Genomic DNA, 15,474 nt, shown 5'->3' with positions numbered 1-15,474 from the left:
CTCCCTAGAAATTTTGTTCGCGCAGAGGCGCGGAGGACGCAGAGGGGACGTGGTTGTTGACGAGGCGACGTATGCCCTCGCGCAGCGTCTCCCCTCCGAAGTTGATCAGCAGCCCCACAGGTTGCCCAGTGAGACGAAGATACGTCAGAAGTTGTTTGGCGTGAACAGGAGCCAGTCGCTCCACCGACTTGATTTCCACTACGAGCCGCTCATCGACCAAGAGGTCGATCTTGAAAGCGCCTTCGATGCGCACGCCTTCAAATTCGATATCGATGCTGCGCTGACGCGCGACGGGGTAGCCCATGGCCGCCAATCTGGCGGCCAGCACAATCTCATAGACGCTTTCGAGAAGGCCGGGGCCAAGCTCGCGATGCAACCGCAAGGCAACATCGACCACATCCCCACTGACGAGATCAATTTCCCGCATGGTCCCAACTCCCCCTCTGCGTCCTCCGCGCCTCTGCGCGCAAAAATCAGAGCTTGGCGAGAAACCCCTCGATATCGTCCATCGTCACGACGCTGACCGCATCCGCATCAGGCGCGATGCGCTTGACCATGGGGGCGAGGACCTTGCCGCCGAACTCGACGAACTGCGTGACACCCGCACCTTCCATCGCCAGCACCGATTCGCGCCAGCGGACCATGCCCGTCACCTGCGCGACCAGCAGCGCGCGGATCGCGCCGGGATCGGCCACCGGCGCCGCCTCGACATTGGCATAGACCGGCACCAGCGGCGCACGGATCGTCGCCTCGGCGAGCGCGGCGTCCATCGCGTCGGCGGCGGGCTGCATCAGCGGGCAGTGGAACGGCGCCGACACCGGCAGCAGGACCGCCCGCTTGGCGCCCAGGTCCTTGGCGAGCGCCACCGCCTTTTCGATCGCGGCGCGATGGCCCGAGATCACGACCTGCGAAGGATCATTGTCGTTAGCGACGGCGCATACCAATTCCTCACCGCCCTCAGCCAGGATCGCATCGACCGCCGCACCCGCGATGGTCTTGGCCTTTTCCAGATCCGCGCCGAGCAGCGCGGCCATCGCCCCCTCACCCACCGGCACCGCCGCCTGCATAGCGCGACCGCGCAGCTTCAGCAGGCGCGCCGTGGTCGGCAGGTCGATCGCATCCGCCGCGCACAGCGCCGTATATTCGCCCAGCGAGTGACCCGCGACGAAATCGGCCTTCTCCGACAGGCGGACGCCGCCCTCCTTCTCCAGCACCCGGAGGGTCGCGATGGCGTTCGCCATGATCGCTGCTTGCGCATTCTCGGTCAGGGTCAGCTCGTCGGCGGGGCCTTCGACCATCAGGCGATAGAGATGCTGGCCCAGCGCCTCGTCGACCTCTTGGAACACCTCGCGGGCGACGGGGCTCGCCTCGGCCAGCGCCTTGCCCATGCCGACGGCCTGGCTGCCCTGGCCCGGAAAGATGAATGCACGCATATGTCTTATCTGCCATCAAAGCGTAAGTGGATGGCCCGCGCGGTAGAAAGGTCGCCCGCCGCTGGCAAGGGCACGCCCCCTTCTCCGCTTGCCTTTTGCCGCCAAATCGCTATGAGCCGGCGCACCATTGGGCGGGAAGCACCTGCTTCACCCGCCCTCATGCCATTTCGGCGTGACGGTATTGAAGTATGGAAGACAGCCGGAGGGGTGTCCCACATGGGGTGGGCATCAGCGATCGGCCAACATAAGGTAAGCTGCATGGCTCTTTACGAGCACGTGTTCCTTGCGCGCCAGGATCTGGCACAGGCGCAGGTGGACGCGCTGGCGGAAGCCGCCACGAAGATCGTCGAGGACAATCAGGGCAAGGTCGTGAAGACCGAGACCTGGGGCCTGCGTTCGCTGGCGTACAAGATCGCCAAGAACCGCAAGGCGCATTACGTCATGCTCGAAATCGACGCCCCCGCCGGTGTCGTCGCCGAGCTGGAGCGCCAGACCCAGATCAACGAAGACGTGATCCGCTACATGACCGTCAAGGTTGACGGCCATGAGGACGGCCCGTCGGTGATGATGCGCAAGCAGGAGCGCGACCGCGAGCGTCGTGCCGATCGTGGCGAACGCCCCGACCGCGCTGACCGCCCCCGTCGTGATCGTGAAGAGGAAGCCGCATAATGGCCCGCCCGTTTTTCCGTCGCCGCAAGAGCTGCCCCTTCTCCGCGAAGGACGCGCCCCGGATCGACTATAAGGACGTCCGTCTGCTCCAGGGCTTCGTGTCCGAGCGCGGCAAGATCGTGCCTTCGCGCATCACCAGCGTGTCGGCCAAGAAGCAGCGCGAACTGGCCCAGGCCATCAAGCGCGCCCGTCACCTGGGCCTCCTGCCCTACGTCGTGAAGTAAGGAGTCCTAGAAGATGGACGTTATTCTGCTTGAGCGCGTCGAGAAGCTCGGCGCCATCGGCGACGTGGTCACGGTGAAGGACGGCTTCGCCCGTAACTTCCTGCTGCCGCGCAAGAAGGCGCTGCGCGCCAACGAAGCCAACAAGAAGGTGTTCGAGGCCAACCGTGCCCGCATCGAAGCCGACAACGCGAACCGTCGCGCCGAGGCCGAGGTCGAGTCGAAGACCTTCGAGAACGCCACCGTCACCCTGATCCGTCAGGCGTCGAACGTCGGCCAGCTGTATGGCTCGGTCGCGGTGCGTGACCTGGTCGAGGCGCTGGTCGCCGACGGCCACAAGGTCAACAAGAGCCAGATCGTGCTCGACCGTCCGATCAAGGCGATCGGCGTGTACGACGTGCGCGTCGCGCTTCACCCGGAAGTGGCCGTGACCGTCAAGGTCAACGTCGCCCGCTCGCCGGAAGAAGCCGAGATGCAGGCGCAGGGCGTCGACGTCATGGCCTCGATGTTCGAGCGTGACGAAGCCGGCTTCACCGAGGATTACGATCCCAACGCAGAGCCCGGCGCCACCGCCGAGGTTCAGCCGGAGCAGGAAGAAGCGCAGGGCTAAGCCCCAGCGCTTCGGCCTGAAGCCGACAAGGAAAGGGCCGTCCGGCATGTCCGGGCGGCCCTTTTTTTGCGTCTTGGGAGACGGCAACGTGATGCGCGGCACGATGACCGCGCGGAATGGCGTTACGGACAGGCTACGCAGGCGCTGACAACGGCAGCCAGCGGGATGAGCGCGAAGATGATGGCCATGACGTGCTTCATGATCTGACTACCTACCTGTCGATGGTCGATTAAATACACGACCGAGTGTAAAAGTTTCGTTACGGTAAACGCCCGAACGATAAAAATCTCAACTCATCGTCCTATGGGCTCGGCTCACCGTCCGATCAAGTACCGGTTAAACTCGATCAATCGCTTTTGATATGCCGCAGCACGCGCTGGCACCGCGTTCAAAGGGTTGGACATCCCCATTGGGTAAAGCGGGATGACGCCTCGACAACAGGCGGTGATCGGGCTGGAGCCCTATGGGCGTGCCCGGAGCCTATGATTGCATTGCGCCCCTATTGAAGCCAGAACGGGGCGGCATGTTCGACGACGTTCCGATCAGGGCTTGGCTTCTTCTCCTCATCGCGATCGTCGCCTGGATGCCCATGCAATATATTGTCCGCCATCTCGCGGCGACGGCGGCCCAGCGGGACATTACGCAAGCTCCCGAAGATCTCTCATGGCGTTCGACGGCGACGCTCATCAAGAGCGTCGCGGCCGTCATGGCATTGGCGGCCTTTGCCCTTCTCATCTTCACGCCTTCGGCAGAGGCGTTCGCCCGATCGCCCAGTTTCCATCCCTTGTTCCTCCTGGCCGGGGCCGCCCTCGCCATGTGGTCCGTTATCCAAGGTTTCACGACCGGCCGTATCGAACCGTGGATGCGCGGCCTTTCGCGCGAATTCACGCGAGCCGACGATCCCAACCGCTACTGGATGTCGATGGGGTGGAACGCCCTTCTGAGCGGCGGGGTTCTCGTCTTCGGCATACAAACTTTGCTCGACGTCCCCAAACAGGCGCTTCGCGATCACTGTTACGACCGAAGGGATGAATGGGCGCCAACGGAGGTAGCCGCGGCCTGCAACACGTTACTCGACGGGGATGCAGGAGAGGACCGCCCTACCATATTGGCCGCACGGGGCTCGGCCTATTATCGCATGGGGGACTATCGCCACGCCGGAACCGACTATGCCGCTGCCATTCAGTTAGACCCGAAGGCGGACGCCTTCCATTATAATCTGGGTCTCGTTCACGACCAGCTTGGCGATCGGAAGCGTGCCATCGCCGCTTATAGCGCCGCCATCGCGATCAATGCCGAGAACACCGACGCCTATCGCAATCGCGCGTCCGATTATCTGCAGACCGGCGCGTTCGATGCGGTAATCTCAGATGCCACCATTATTCTCGCCAGCAAGCCCGGCGACTTGCAGGCGCTGGTACTGCGCGGGATCGCCCATGCCTGGAAGAGAGATGCCACGAACGCCGAACGGGACTTCGCAGAAATCCGCAAGATCGATCCCGCGAACCTCGGCATCATCCATGGTGAGAGCATCCTTGCCCTTCAGCGCGGCGATTTACGCGAGGGCGTAAGACTGCTGAGTCTGTCCATCGCTCGCAATTCCCGCAACCTATGGCCACTGTCCATGAGGGCCGAAGCGTACCGCCGCCTGGGCGAATGGGACAAGATGACCGCCGACCTCGCCACCATCCGCCGCCAACAGGAGGCGTCGAAACACCTTAGCCCATCCACGACATAATAAGGGACGCAGCCCCTACTTCCGCCCGAACAGCTTCTCGATATCACCATGCTGCAGCTTCACCCAGGTCGGGCGGCCATGGTTGCACTGGCCCGAATGCGGCGTGACCTCCATTTCGCGGAGCAGCGCGTTCATCTCGGTGACCGAAAGGATGCGGCCCGCGCGGACCGAGCCGTGGCAGGCCATCGTCGCCGCCACATGGTCCAGCCGCTCGCGCAGGGACAGCGCCTGATCGAACGCGGCGAGTTCATCGGCGAGATCGCTGACCAGCCCCTTGGGGTCGCTCTGCCCCAGCAGCGCGGGCGTGGAGCGGACCAGCATCGCGGTCGGGCCGAAGCGTTCGAGGTCCAACCCGAACTCGGCCAGTTCCTCGGCGCGCGCCTCCAGCCGATCGCATGCGGGTTCGTCCAGCTCGACCACTTCGGGGATCAGCATCGCCTGTGACGCCACTCGCCCGCCGGTCAGCGCGGCGCGCATCCGTTCCAGCACCAGCCGTTCGTGCGCGGCATGCTGGTCGACCAGCACCAGCCCGTCCTCGGCCTCGGCGACGATATAGGTCTTGGCGACCTGGCCGCGTGCGACGCCCATCGGATATTGGCGCACCTCGGGCGGCGGCGCGAAGGCCGGCTCGGCGCGGGCGAGCGGCGGGGGCGCGGCGAAGCCGGGGCGCGGGGCGAAGAGCGACTGGCGCTCCATCACCCGACTCTCGGGCGCAGCATGGCTCCAGTCATCGACGGGCTGCGGCGGCACGGCGGACGCCGGCACGCTCTCGGCCTGCCACATCGTCAGCGCCGAGTCCGAGGGACGCTGGACGCTGCGATGCCCGGCCTCGTCGAGCGCGCGACGCAGGCCCGAGACGATCATGCCGCGGATCAGCGCAGGGTCGCGGAAGCGGACTTCGGTCTTGGCCGGATGGACGTTCACATCGACTTCGGACGGCGGCATATCAAGGAACAGCGCGACGACCGCATGACGGTCGCGTGGCAACATCTCGGCATAAGCCCCTCGAATCGCGCCCATCAATAAGCGGTCACGGACCGGACGGCCATTGACGAACAAATATTGATGGTCGGCGATGCCCCGGTTGAAGGTCGGTAGCCCCGCCACCCCGCCCAGGCTGATCGAATCGCGTACCCAGTCGATCGCCACCGAATTTTCCGCCAGCGCGCGGTCGGTCAGCCCGGCCACACGACCGGGCCGCTCCTCGCCGCCAGGCACGGTCAGGACACGGCGGCCGTCATGCTCCAGCGTGAAGGCGATGTCGGGCCGCGCCATCGCCAGACGGCGGACCATGTCGAGACAGGCGGCATATTCCGAACGCGGCGAGCGCAGGAACTTGCGCCGGGCCGGAACCCGCGCGAACAGATCCTCCACGACGATCCGGGTGCCCGGCGGCACGGCGGCGGGGCCGTCGCGCAGCACGTCGCCATTGTCGACGACGCGGCACCAGCCGTCACGACCCGCCGGGCGGCTTTCGATCGTCACCCGCGCGACGCTGGCGATCGAGGGGAGCGCCTCGCCGCGAAACCCCAGCGTCACGACCGCTTCGATCGCTTCGTCGGGCAGTTTGGAAGTGCAGTGCCGCTCCAGCGCGAGCGCCATGTCGTCGGCCGACATGCCGCATCCGTCATCGGCCACCTCGATCCGGCCGACCCCGCCCTGGCTGAGAACGATTGCAACGCGGGTGGCACCCGCATCGATCGAATTTTCGACCAGTTCCTTCAACGCACTGGCGGGCCTTTCCACCACTTCACCGGCCGCGATACGATTGACGAGATGGGGAGGCAGACGCCGTATTGACATGCGGCAAACCCTAGCCCAAGCGACGGCATCCCGCGACCCCGCAAATGACGGTGCAGGTGCCTGTAACGGCTCTTGGCGGCGGTTCGGGATATGAGTTACGCCCACCCGGTCCACCAGACGGAACGAAAGCCTCGATGCCCCTGCCCCGCTTCCTGAAATTCATGTCGCAAGACATGGCGATCGACCTCGGCACCGCCAACACGGTGGTCTATGTCCGCGGACGCGGCATCGTGCTGAACGAGCCGTCCGTCGTCGCGGTCGAGACGATCAACGGCATCAAGAAGGTCAAGGCGGTCGGCGACGACGCCAAGCTGATGATGGGCAAGACCCCGGGCAATATCGAGGCGATCCGTCCGCTTCGCGACGGCGTGATTGCCGACATCGACGTCGCTGAACAGATGATCAAGCACTTCATCCTGAAGGTGCATGGCCCCCGCAAGTTCGCGCGCTGGCCCGAAATCGTGATCTGCGTGCCGTCGGGTTCGACCAAGGTCGAGCGCCGCGCGATCCGCGACGCCGCCTCGAACGCGGGCGCAAGCCAGGTCTTCCTGATCGAGGAGCCGATGGCCGCCGCGATCGGCGCCGACATGCCCGTCACCGAGCCGATCGGCTCGATGGTCGTCGACATCGGCGGCGGCACGACCGAAGTCGCGGTGCTGAGCTTGCGTGGCCTCGCCTACACCACGTCGGTACGTGTCGGCGGCGACAAGATGGACGAGTCGATCGTTTCCTATGTCCGCCGCAACCACAATCTGCTGATCGGCGAAGCCACCGCCGAGCGGATCAAGCAGGAAGTCGGCATCGCGCGTCCGCCGGCGGACGGCATCGGCGTGACGATCCAGATCAAGGGCCGCGACCTCGTCAACGGGGTTCCGAAGGAAATCTCGATCAACCAGGGCCAGATCGCCGAAGCGCTGTCCGAACCGGTAGCGACCATCGTCGAGGGCGTTCGCGTCGCGCTGGAAAACACCGCGCCCGAACTGGCCGCCGACATCGTCGATCAGGGTATCGTCCTGACCGGCGGCGGTGCGCTGCTCGAAGGGCTGGACGAGGTGCTGCGCGACGAGACCGGCCTGCCGGTGACTGTCGCCGAGGACCCGCTGACCTGCGTCGCGCTGGGCACCGGTCGCGCGCTGGAAGACCCGATGTATCGCGGCGTCCTGCTGAACGGCTAACCTCCAGCATAAGGGGACCGGCGCATGGCGCCTGCCCGCGACCGTCGCACCGGGTTTTCGCGACGGCGGCAATATGGAGCTTTCCTGGCCTATGTGCTCGCGGTGGCGGGTGCGGTGGTGGGCGCGGTGCTGCTTGTCGCATCGACCTTCAACCCGCCCGCCTTCGGCGCATTGCGCATGACGCTGGGCAGCGTGACCGCCCCCATCTCGGGCGCGTTCGTCACGGTCGGCGACGCCGTAAGCGGCGTACCCGACACCATCGGCCATTATTTCTTCGTTCATGACGAGAATGCGCGGCTGCGCGCCGAGCTGGAGCAATCGCGCAAGCTGCTCCAGACCGCGCGCACGATCGCCTATGACAATCGCCGCCTGCGCCGGTTGCTGGCGATCCGCGACCGCACCGCCGACACCGTCGCCGTCGCCCGGCTGGTCAGCTCGACCGGATCGAGCGGCCGTCGCTTCGCGCTGCTCAATGCCGGTCGCTGGCAAGGCGTGATGCCGGGCATGGGCGTGCGCGGGCCGGAAGGTCTGGTCGGCCGCGTGACCGAGGCCGGTCCGGCGGCGTCCCGCGTGCTGCTGCTGACCGATCCCGAAAGCATTGTCCCCGTGCGGCGCACCCGCGACGGCATGCCTGCCATCGCGGTCGGGCGCGGCGACGGCACGCTCGACGTCCGTTCGGTGGCCACCAATGTCCGGTTGGCCAAGGGCGAGCTGTTCGTGACCTCGGGCACGGGCGGGCTGTACGCCCCCAACATCCCCGTCGCCCGTATCCAGACGGCCGGCGGCGATGTGGCGGTCGCCAAGCCGTTCAGCCATCCCGACACGCTCGATTTCGCGATCGTTCAGCGCGCCTTCATGCCGATGCCGCCACCAGCGCCGGCACCCCGGCCGTGACTCTCGACCATTACAACCCCTTCGACCCCGGACTGCCCCCGTCACGCGCCCGCGCGCTGCCCTGGCTGACCGTGATGGCCGGTTCGTTCGTCGCCATCGTGCCGGTGGTGGCGATCGTACCGTTGCAGCCGCCCGCCGGCCTGCTGATGCTGCTCGCCTGGCGGCTGGTGGCGCGGTTCGCGCTTCGGCTTTGGGCCGCCGCGCCGCTGGGCCTGTTCGACGATCTGCTGTCGGGCCAGCCGCTGGGCTCGGCGATGCTGCTCTGGTCGCTGACCTCGCTCGCCATCGACCTGTTCGAGCATCGGCTGGTGTTCCGTGATTTCTGGCAGGACTGGCTGATCGCCAGCGGTGCCATCGCTTTCTGCCTGATCGCGGGGCGCTTCATCGCGGTGCCGGTCGGTGCGCAGGTCGATGCGCCACTGATCATCCAGATCGCCATCACCATCCTGCTTTTCCCCATGGCGACGCGGCTGGTGGCATGGATCGATCGCAAACGCGGGCGACATGAGGTAGGGGCCTGAGCATGGATCGCCCCGGCCGGATCATGACCGAGGCCGCGCAGGCCTATAGCTTCTCACGCCGCGCCTTTGTTCTCAGCGCGGCGCAGGGCGCGGTCGGCCTGATGCTGGCCGGCCGTATGGCGTGGCTGTCGATCGCGCAGAACGAGAAGTATAATCTTCTCTCCGAGAGCAACCGCGTCAACACGACGATGATACCGCCGCGCCGGGGCTGGCTGATCGACCGGCACGGCACGCCGATCGCCAACAACCGCACCGATTTTCGCGTCGACATCATTCCCGACCGGTTGGAGGACAAGGACCGGGTGCTGGGCCTGCTCCGCCAGATCCTGCGGCTGGACGACGAGGCGATGGAGCGCATCCGGCTCGACCTGGAACATGCCGCCGGGTTCCAGCCGGTGCAGGTCGCCGAGCGGCTGGACTGGGACCGGTTCGCCGCGATCAGCGTCCGCCTGCCCGAACTGCCCGGCGTCCAGCCGACGCGCGGTTTCGCCCGCTTCTATCCCGCCGGCCCGGCCGTCGCGCATCTGACCGGCTATGTCGGCACACCCACCGCCGAACAGTTCAAGGCGACGCGCGACCAGCTGCTCGTCACCCCCGGCTTCAAGCTGGGCAAGGACGGGCTGGAAAAGATGCTGGAGCCGTATCTGCGCGGCAAACCCGGCGCCAAGCGGGTCGAGGTTACTGCGCGCGGCAAGGTGGTGGCCGAGCTCGCTACCCGCCCGGACGTGCCGGGCCGCAATATCCGCCTGACCATCGATGCGGGGCTTCAGGAATATGCCGCGCGCCGGCTGGGCACCAATTCCGGCTCGGCGGTGGTGCTCGACTGCCGCACCGGCGAGACGCTGGCGATGGTGTCGATGCCCGCCTATGACCCCAACAGCTTTTCGGACGGGATCAGCCATCTGGAATGGGCGATGCTGTCGGAAAACGACCATGTGCCCTTGATGAACAAGGTAACGCAGGGCCTCTATCCGCCGGGATCTACGGTCAAGCCGATGAACGGCCTGGCGCTGCTGGAGGCCGGGGTCGGCGCCAATGACCGGGTGCTGTGCACCGGCGCGATGCGGGTCGGCACCGGCGTCTTCCACTGTCACAAGCGGGGCGGGCACGGCGCACTCAACCTGAAGGGCGCCATCGAGCAGAGCTGCGACATCTATTTCTACGAGATGATCCGCCGCATGGGCTATGACCGGATCGCACCGGTCGCGCGCATGGTCGGGCTGGGCCAGAAATTCGACCTGCCGCTCAACACGCAACGTTACGGCACCGTGCCCGATTCGGCGTGGAAGCTAAAGAAATACAAGACGAAATGGACCGTCGCCGATGGCCTGAACGCCTCGATCGGCCAGGGTTATGTGCTGGCCAATCCGCTGCAGCTGGCGGTGATGGCGGCGCGCTTGGCGTCCGGGCGGGCGTTGCAGCCGAGCCTGTTGGCGCATCAGGTCCATCTCGATTCCCCCGCCCTGCCCGTCTCGTCCGAGCATCTGGCGGTGGTGCGCGATGCCATGTTCGGCGTGGTCAACCAGGGCGGCACCGGTGGCGCGGCGCGGATGCTGGTGCCCGGCGTCTCGATCGCGGCCAAGACGGGCACCGCGCAGGTTCGCCGGATCACCATGGCCGAGCGGCGCATGGGTGTGCTCAAGAACGGCCAGCTACCCTTCAAGCTGCGCGACCACGCACTGCTCGTCTGCTTCGCGCCCGCCGACAATCCGCGCTATGCCGCCGCCATCGTGCTGGAGCATAACGGCCATACCGTGCGCAATCTCGACGCGCCGCTGATCGGGCGCGACATCATGACCTATCTGTTCGACCGCGACCGCGCGCTTGCCTCGCTGGCGGAAGGCGAGCCGACCTGGGGCGGCGACATCATGACGCGGATGCGCGCCGAGGAAGCGGCCTATCGCGCTGCGCAAGCGCCCAAACCCGCCTCCGTCGCGACCAAGACCGATGCAGGAGCCGCCACCGACGCCCCGGCGGTCGAGGCTGCCACCAACGTCGCCGACGCCCAGGCCGAGGCGATGGCGGCAAGCCCCAACGAACCCCGCGCGGACGCAGTGGAGCCCAATCCATGAGCGGTCCGCGCATCATCCCCGAACCGATCGCCCAGCTGCCCTGGCGCGTAATCCTGCTGGTGCTGGCGATCGGCTGTTTCGGACTGGTCGTGCTCTATTCGGCCGCCGGCGGCTCGCTGACCCCCTGGGCCAAGCCGCAGGGCGTGCGCTTCTTCGTGCTGCTGGGCGGATCGCTGCTACTGTCGCGCCTGCCGCTCGATCTATGGCGGCGGATCGCGATCCCCGGCTATGCCGTGCTGGTCGTCGCCCTCGTGTTGGTCGAACTGCTCGGCGCGGTGCGCGGGGGCAGCCAGCGATGGCTGGATGTCGGCTTCATCCGGCTCCAGCCTTCCGAATTGATGAAGCTGTTCATGGTTCTGGGGGCCGCGCGCTTCTACGAACTGATGCCGCCGGCCGAAACGCGACGCTTCTCCGGCATATGGCCGGTCGCCGCAATGATCGCGGTGCCCGCCGCCTTGGTCATGAAACAGCCCGATCTGGGGACCGCGCTGATGATCTGCGCGGGCGGCGCGACCGTCATGTTCCTGGCGGGCGTGCCGCTTCGCCTGTTCATCGGCGGCGCGATGGCATTGGCGGTGCTGGCGCCACTGGCGGTCAATTTCGTGCTGCACGATTATCAGCGCAACCGCGTGCTGATCTTCCTCGACCCCGAAAGCGATCCCCTGGGCACCGGCTATCATATCAGCCAGTCTAAGATCGCGATCGGTTCGGGCGGCATCTGGGGCAAGGGGTTCCTGAACGGCACGCAGAGCCATCTCGACTATCTCCCCGAAGGGCATACCGACTTCGTCTTCGCCACCATGGCGGAGGAATGGGGTCTGGTCGGCGGATGTTTCCTGATCCTCGCTTTCCTGCTCGTCATCCGCTGGGGCCTGAACGTCGCGCATGCGGCGCAGAACCGCTTCGCGCGGCTGACCGCCGCCGGGCTGTCCACGACGATCTTCATCTACGTCATGGTCAATCTGATGATGGTGATGGGCCTGGCGCCGGTGGTCGGCATCCCCCTGCCGCTGGTCAGCTATGGCGGGTCGTCGCAGATGACCGTGCTGCTGTGCCTGGGCATCCTGATGGCGATCGACCGCGAAAATCGCCGTTCGACGCGCTGGTAGGGCAAAATCGACGATTTCGGCCAAAAAGCGTTTGCAAAGATCGGCGAGAGTGCTAAAGGCGCGCCTCCCGATCGCGAGGCGGGTCGCAAGACCGATGCTTCGATCGTGGCAAATGGACGCATAGCTCAGTTGGTAGAGCAGCTGACTCTTAATCAGCGGGTCCTTGGTTCGAGCCCAAGTGCGTCCACCAGTTTCTCCAACGGCTCCGCGAACAATCGCGGGGCCGTTGTGCATTGGGGCTATCCGCCCCCTCCAGCGGGATAGATGATTGATGGCAGGCTATAAGGTTCCCGGTTTCTCCGATCGTGCAGCGGCCTCGCGCGAAGCCAAGGCGGCGGCGCTCGAGCGTCTGCGCAACAAGGCCGCGCCCGATCCGGCGGTGGTCGCCGCCCGCGCCGCCGCGCGCGAAGCCAAGGCCGCGGCCGAGGCCGAGCGCCGCGCCGCGCACAAGGCCGCTATCGAGCAGGAAAAGGCCGCACGCGAGGAAGCCCGCGCCAAGGCGGCCGCCGAAGCCCAGGCTGCAGCCGAAGCCGCCGCTGCCGCCGCGCGCCCACCGGTCGTGCCCACCGCCGCCGAGCTGAAGGCCGCGCGCGACGCGCGTTACGCCGCACGCAAGGCACGCCAGGGCAAATGACCCCGCGCGAGCTGCTGGGCGTTGCCGAGGTGCCCGGCGGCGAGCCGCTGCGACTCTTCCGTCGCGGCGGCGACTTCATGATCGTGCTCGACCGCAACGAGCTGATGAGCACGCGGATGAGCGGCTCAGAGGTGGCGCTCGGCACCATGACCTGCGACCGGCTGGGCGACCGGCCGGCGCCGCATCTGTTGATCGGCGGCTATGGTATGGGCTTCACGCTGCGCGCGGTGCTGGCCCGGCTGGGGCCGAAGGCGCGGGTGACGGTGGCCGAGCTGGTGCCGGGCATCATCGAATGGGCGCGTGGCCCGATGGCCGCCCTGACCGATGGATGCCTGGACGACCCGCGCGTGACGCTGGCCATGGGTGATGTCGGCAACGCCATCTATGCCGGACGTGGCCAGTATGATGCTATCCTACTCGACGTCGACAACGGCCCGGACGGGCTGACCCGGCCCGCCAATGACGGGCTGTATTCGGCGCGTGGCCTGGACGAGGCGCGGATCGCGCTGCGGCCCGGCGGCGTCTTAGCGATCTGGTCGGCGGCGCCGGACCCTGTCTTCACTCGTCGACTGGGTCGGGCGGGTTTCGCCGTCGACGAAGTCAAGGTCCGCGCGCGCGAGAATGGCAAGGGCGCGACGCACACGATCTGGTTCGCCACGCCGCGTTGATGCTCGTCATTCAGGGTTAGCCACCCTCACCCTTCCCCCCGCCTTGGCGGGTAGGGCCCTTCCCTCTCCCAATGGGAGAGGGAGGGAGGCGCGAAGCGCCGGAAGGGTGAGGGTATCCCGTCACCCACCTCCAGCTTCAATCCTCCCGCTTCGCGCCGTCGAGCTCCTTGCGCAGCCGTTCCTGCTCCGCCGCGTCGCGCTGCTTCTCCGCCTTGGTCCGGCCGAAGCGGGCGCGGTTCTCCCCCGCCTGCTGCTCGGCCGCCTTGCGCGCCAGTCCTTTGCGCGCCTGGCGGAAGTTGATGACATCGCCCATCAATGCCGCCGCAGGCGCCGGAACAGCCCCTTGCGCGCGCTGATCGCCTCGAACATTTCGTCGGGACCTTCGGGGTCGAGCACCTCGTGGTCGGCCAGCCATTCCTCGACGCTCGACAGGTCGGGGATTTCATAGGGACGCAGCGTCCGCCCGTCCGCGCCGCGCAGGATTTCGACCGTGGCGATCAGCGAGCCGGTCCGTGCGAAGGTGTCCGCCACCTGCGCCGGCGCGACGCCCAGATGCTCGGCCAGCAAGTCGTCGCGGATGGCCGCGATCCGCTTGGCCGCATCGCTATCGGGTTCGACCGCCAGCGCCAGATCGCATTCGGTGTCGAGCCGCATCGAGCGGTTGTTGAGGTTGGAGGACCCCAGCCGGAACACGCGGTCATCGGCGATCAGGATCTTGGCATGGCAATAGATCGCCTCGCCGCCGGCCGTGAACGGGTGATAGAGCCGCAGCCGGCCGTGACGGTCCCGCCGCCGCAGCGCCTCGAACAGACGCGCCCGCGCGGTATCCATCGCGATCGGCTCCAGCCAGCCTTGCGCGGTCAGCGGGTTGATGATGACGAATTCGGGGCCATCCTCCTCATCCAGCCGACGGGCGATCGCCTCCGCCACCCGGCGCGAGGCGAAATACTGGCTCTCGATATAGACGTGTCGCTCGGCGCGGGCGATCTGCGCCAGGAATAGCGCCTCATTCTCATGGACCGGGGCCTGATCGTCCATCTCGGGCATGGTTCGCGCGATCGCGACGTCCTGATCCAGGAAGTCCGGCTCCAGCCCTTCCGGCCAACAGCTTGCGCCCGGCACCGCGGGGGCCATAGGCTTGCCGCCCGCCGCCCGCCAGCGTTCGCGGAAGAGTTCGCCCAGCGCCCGCGTGATCGGGCCCTCGACCGCGCTGATCGCGTCATGCCAGGGCTTATAGGGCTGGCCGCCCGGACGCTTGCGGCCGGGATCGTCGTCGCGGTGCTCACGCGTGTCCCAGCGATCGCCGGTCATGTCGATGCCGCCGCAAAAGGCGAACTGGTCGTCGATGATGACGATCTTCTGGTGATGCGACGCCGCGATCGGGTGATGGCCGTCCAGCTTGGTATGGATGCGCTTGTGCGCCATCCACTTCATCACCGTGAAGAAAGTGCGCCCCCGGAACAGCGACTTGATCGCGCCGGTGTCCCAGCGGAGCAGGAATATCTCCAGCTCGGGCTGCCGCTGCACGAGCGAGTAGATGAAGTCGCCCAGCGGTTCGTTCGGCGCCTCGTCATGGTCGAGCACGATCCGCGCGTCGAAATCCCAGCCGATCAGCAGGATTCGCCGCTTGACGTTCAGCATCGCGCGGCGCGCCAGGCGGAAATAATTTTCCGCATCGACGATCACCGCCATCCTGTCGGCCCGTTCGATCCGCCAACATTCCTGTCCGACCTTCAAGGCTATCTCCCCAATTGCCGGTCGTCTCATGCCCATGCCGTCCCCGGCTGGCAAATGGCGAAACACCAAAGCGGGCAAAACGCGCCATGACGCCTCAAAATTCATCGCTTTTGCCAACCCGCCTCGAACGGACCCCGCTCCGTCCGCCGCCGGCCTTGCATGTCGGGCGCGAAAGGCCGATCTCCCGCGC

16 protein-coding genes and 1 tRNA gene are annotated in these 15,474 nt (G+C 66.5%); 12 read left to right on the top strand and 5 right to left on the bottom strand.

The window, feature by feature from the left end; translation table 11 throughout:
* Window positions 1-4 precede the first annotated feature (4 nt).
* Both GGR48_RS04340 and fabD read right to left on the bottom strand, forming a co-directional pair.
* On the bottom strand, window positions 5-427 hold the full coding sequence (locus GGR48_RS04340; RefSeq protein ID WP_183950676.1) for a GxxExxY protein: 423 nt from the start codon (window positions 425-427) through the stop codon (window positions 5-7).
* A 46-nt stretch (window positions 428-473) separates the two neighbouring features.
* On the bottom strand, window positions 474-1,433 hold the full coding sequence (gene fabD, locus GGR48_RS04335; RefSeq protein ID WP_183950675.1) for an ACP S-malonyltransferase: 960 nt from the start codon (window positions 1,431-1,433) through the stop codon (window positions 474-476).
* A gap of 258 nt (window positions 1,434-1,691) precedes the next feature.
* Between fabD and rpsF the strand changes: the two genes are divergently transcribed.
* The 4 genes from rpsF (at window position 1,692) to GGR48_RS04315 (ending at window position 4,671) form a co-directional block, all read left to right on the top strand.
* A complete protein-coding gene (rpsF, locus tag GGR48_RS04330) occupies window positions 1,692-2,102 on the top strand; it encodes a 30S ribosomal protein S6 (protein ID WP_183950674.1) in 411 nt (136 codons plus the stop codon).
* Window positions 2,102-2,326 carry a 30S ribosomal protein S18 gene (gene rpsR, locus GGR48_RS04325; RefSeq protein WP_007403456.1) on the top strand — a complete coding sequence of 75 codons (225 nt, stop codon included), beginning with the start codon at window positions 2,102-2,104 and terminating at the stop codon, window positions 2,324-2,326. The genes rpsF and rpsR overlap by 1 nt, the downstream gene beginning before the upstream one ends.
* Window positions 2,327-2,339: 13 nt before the next feature.
* Window positions 2,340-2,933, top strand: a complete 594-nt coding sequence (gene rplI / locus GGR48_RS04320; protein WP_183950673.1) for a 50S ribosomal protein L9 — start codon at window positions 2,340-2,342, stop codon at window positions 2,931-2,933.
* A gap of 523 nt (window positions 2,934-3,456) precedes the next feature.
* The gene (locus GGR48_RS04315) at window positions 3,457-4,671 is read left to right on the top strand and encodes a tetratricopeptide repeat protein (RefSeq protein WP_183950672.1); all 1,215 of its coding nucleotides are present in this window, start codon (window positions 3,457-3,459) and stop codon (window positions 4,669-4,671) included.
* 15 nt (window positions 4,672-4,686) lie between these two features.
* Here the strand turns inward: GGR48_RS04315 and mutL are convergent, their stop codons facing one another.
* Window positions 4,687-6,474, bottom strand: a complete 1,788-nt coding sequence (gene mutL, locus GGR48_RS04310; protein WP_183950671.1) for a DNA mismatch repair endonuclease MutL — start codon at window positions 6,472-6,474, stop codon at window positions 4,687-4,689.
* 134 nt (window positions 6,475-6,608) lie between these two features.
* On the opposite strand from mutL, the gene GGR48_RS04305 reads away from it, so the two are divergent.
* The 8 genes from GGR48_RS04305 to GGR48_RS04270 all read left to right on the top strand — a co-directional run bounded on the left by GGR48_RS04305 (window position 6,609) and on the right by GGR48_RS04270 (window position 13,547).
* Window positions 6,609-7,649 (top strand): rod shape-determining protein, encoded by a 1,041-nt coding sequence (locus tag GGR48_RS04305; protein WP_007403442.1) that lies wholly within the window; start codon window positions 6,609-6,611, stop codon window positions 7,647-7,649.
* Window positions 7,650-7,673: 24 nt separating this feature from the next.
* Complete coding sequence (locus GGR48_RS04300; RefSeq protein WP_183950670.1) at window positions 7,674-8,543, top strand: rod shape-determining protein MreC; 870 nt, start codon at window positions 7,674-7,676, stop codon at window positions 8,541-8,543.
* Window positions 8,540-9,064: a rod shape-determining protein MreD gene (locus tag GGR48_RS04295; RefSeq protein WP_183950669.1), complete on the top strand. Its 525-nt coding sequence runs from the start codon at window positions 8,540-8,542 to the stop codon at window positions 9,062-9,064. The genes GGR48_RS04300 and GGR48_RS04295 overlap by 4 nt, the downstream gene beginning before the upstream one ends.
* A 2-nt stretch (window positions 9,065-9,066) precedes the next feature.
* Window positions 9,067-11,136 (top strand): penicillin-binding protein 2, encoded by a 2,070-nt coding sequence (gene mrdA, locus GGR48_RS04290; RefSeq protein ID WP_183950668.1) that lies wholly within the window; start codon window positions 9,067-9,069, stop codon window positions 11,134-11,136.
* Complete coding sequence (rodA, locus tag GGR48_RS04285; RefSeq protein WP_183950667.1) at window positions 11,133-12,245, top strand: rod shape-determining protein RodA; 1,113 nt, start codon at window positions 11,133-11,135, stop codon at window positions 12,243-12,245. Before mrdA ends, rodA begins: the two co-directional genes overlap by 4 nt.
* 114 nt (window positions 12,246-12,359) lie before the next feature.
* A tRNA-Lys gene (locus tag GGR48_RS04280) sits at window positions 12,360-12,435 on the top strand.
* Between the two features lie 81 nt (window positions 12,436-12,516).
* Entirely contained in the window at window positions 12,517-12,879 is a 363-nt protein-coding gene (locus tag GGR48_RS04275; protein ID WP_183950666.1) for a DUF6481 family protein, read from the top strand.
* Window positions 12,876-13,547, top strand: coding sequence for a spermidine synthase (locus GGR48_RS04270; protein ID WP_183950665.1), 672 nt, complete (start codon window positions 12,876-12,878; stop codon window positions 13,545-13,547). The genes GGR48_RS04275 and GGR48_RS04270 overlap by 4 nt, the downstream gene beginning before the upstream one ends.
* Before the next feature lie 136 nt (window positions 13,548-13,683).
* Here GGR48_RS04270 and GGR48_RS04265 read toward each other — a convergent pair whose 3' ends face one another.
* A complete protein-coding gene (locus GGR48_RS04265; protein WP_183950664.1) occupies window positions 13,684-13,860 on the bottom strand; it encodes a DUF4169 family protein in 177 nt (58 codons plus the stop codon).
* Window positions 13,860-15,314, bottom strand: a complete 1,455-nt coding sequence (locus GGR48_RS04260; protein ID WP_420854056.1) for a phospholipase D-like domain-containing protein — start codon at window positions 15,312-15,314, stop codon at window positions 13,860-13,862. Before GGR48_RS04260 ends, GGR48_RS04265 begins: the two co-directional genes overlap by 1 nt.
* Window positions 15,315-15,474: the final 160 nt, after the last annotated feature.

This window comes from Sphingomonas pseudosanguinis (genome assembly GCF_014196255.1).
In the GTDB taxonomy this organism is placed as follows: domain Bacteria; phylum Pseudomonadota; class Alphaproteobacteria; order Sphingomonadales; family Sphingomonadaceae; genus Sphingomonas; species Sphingomonas pseudosanguinis.
Note: the sequence above shows the minus strand (reverse complement) of the source record. Positions and strands in the feature narration are given on the sequence as shown.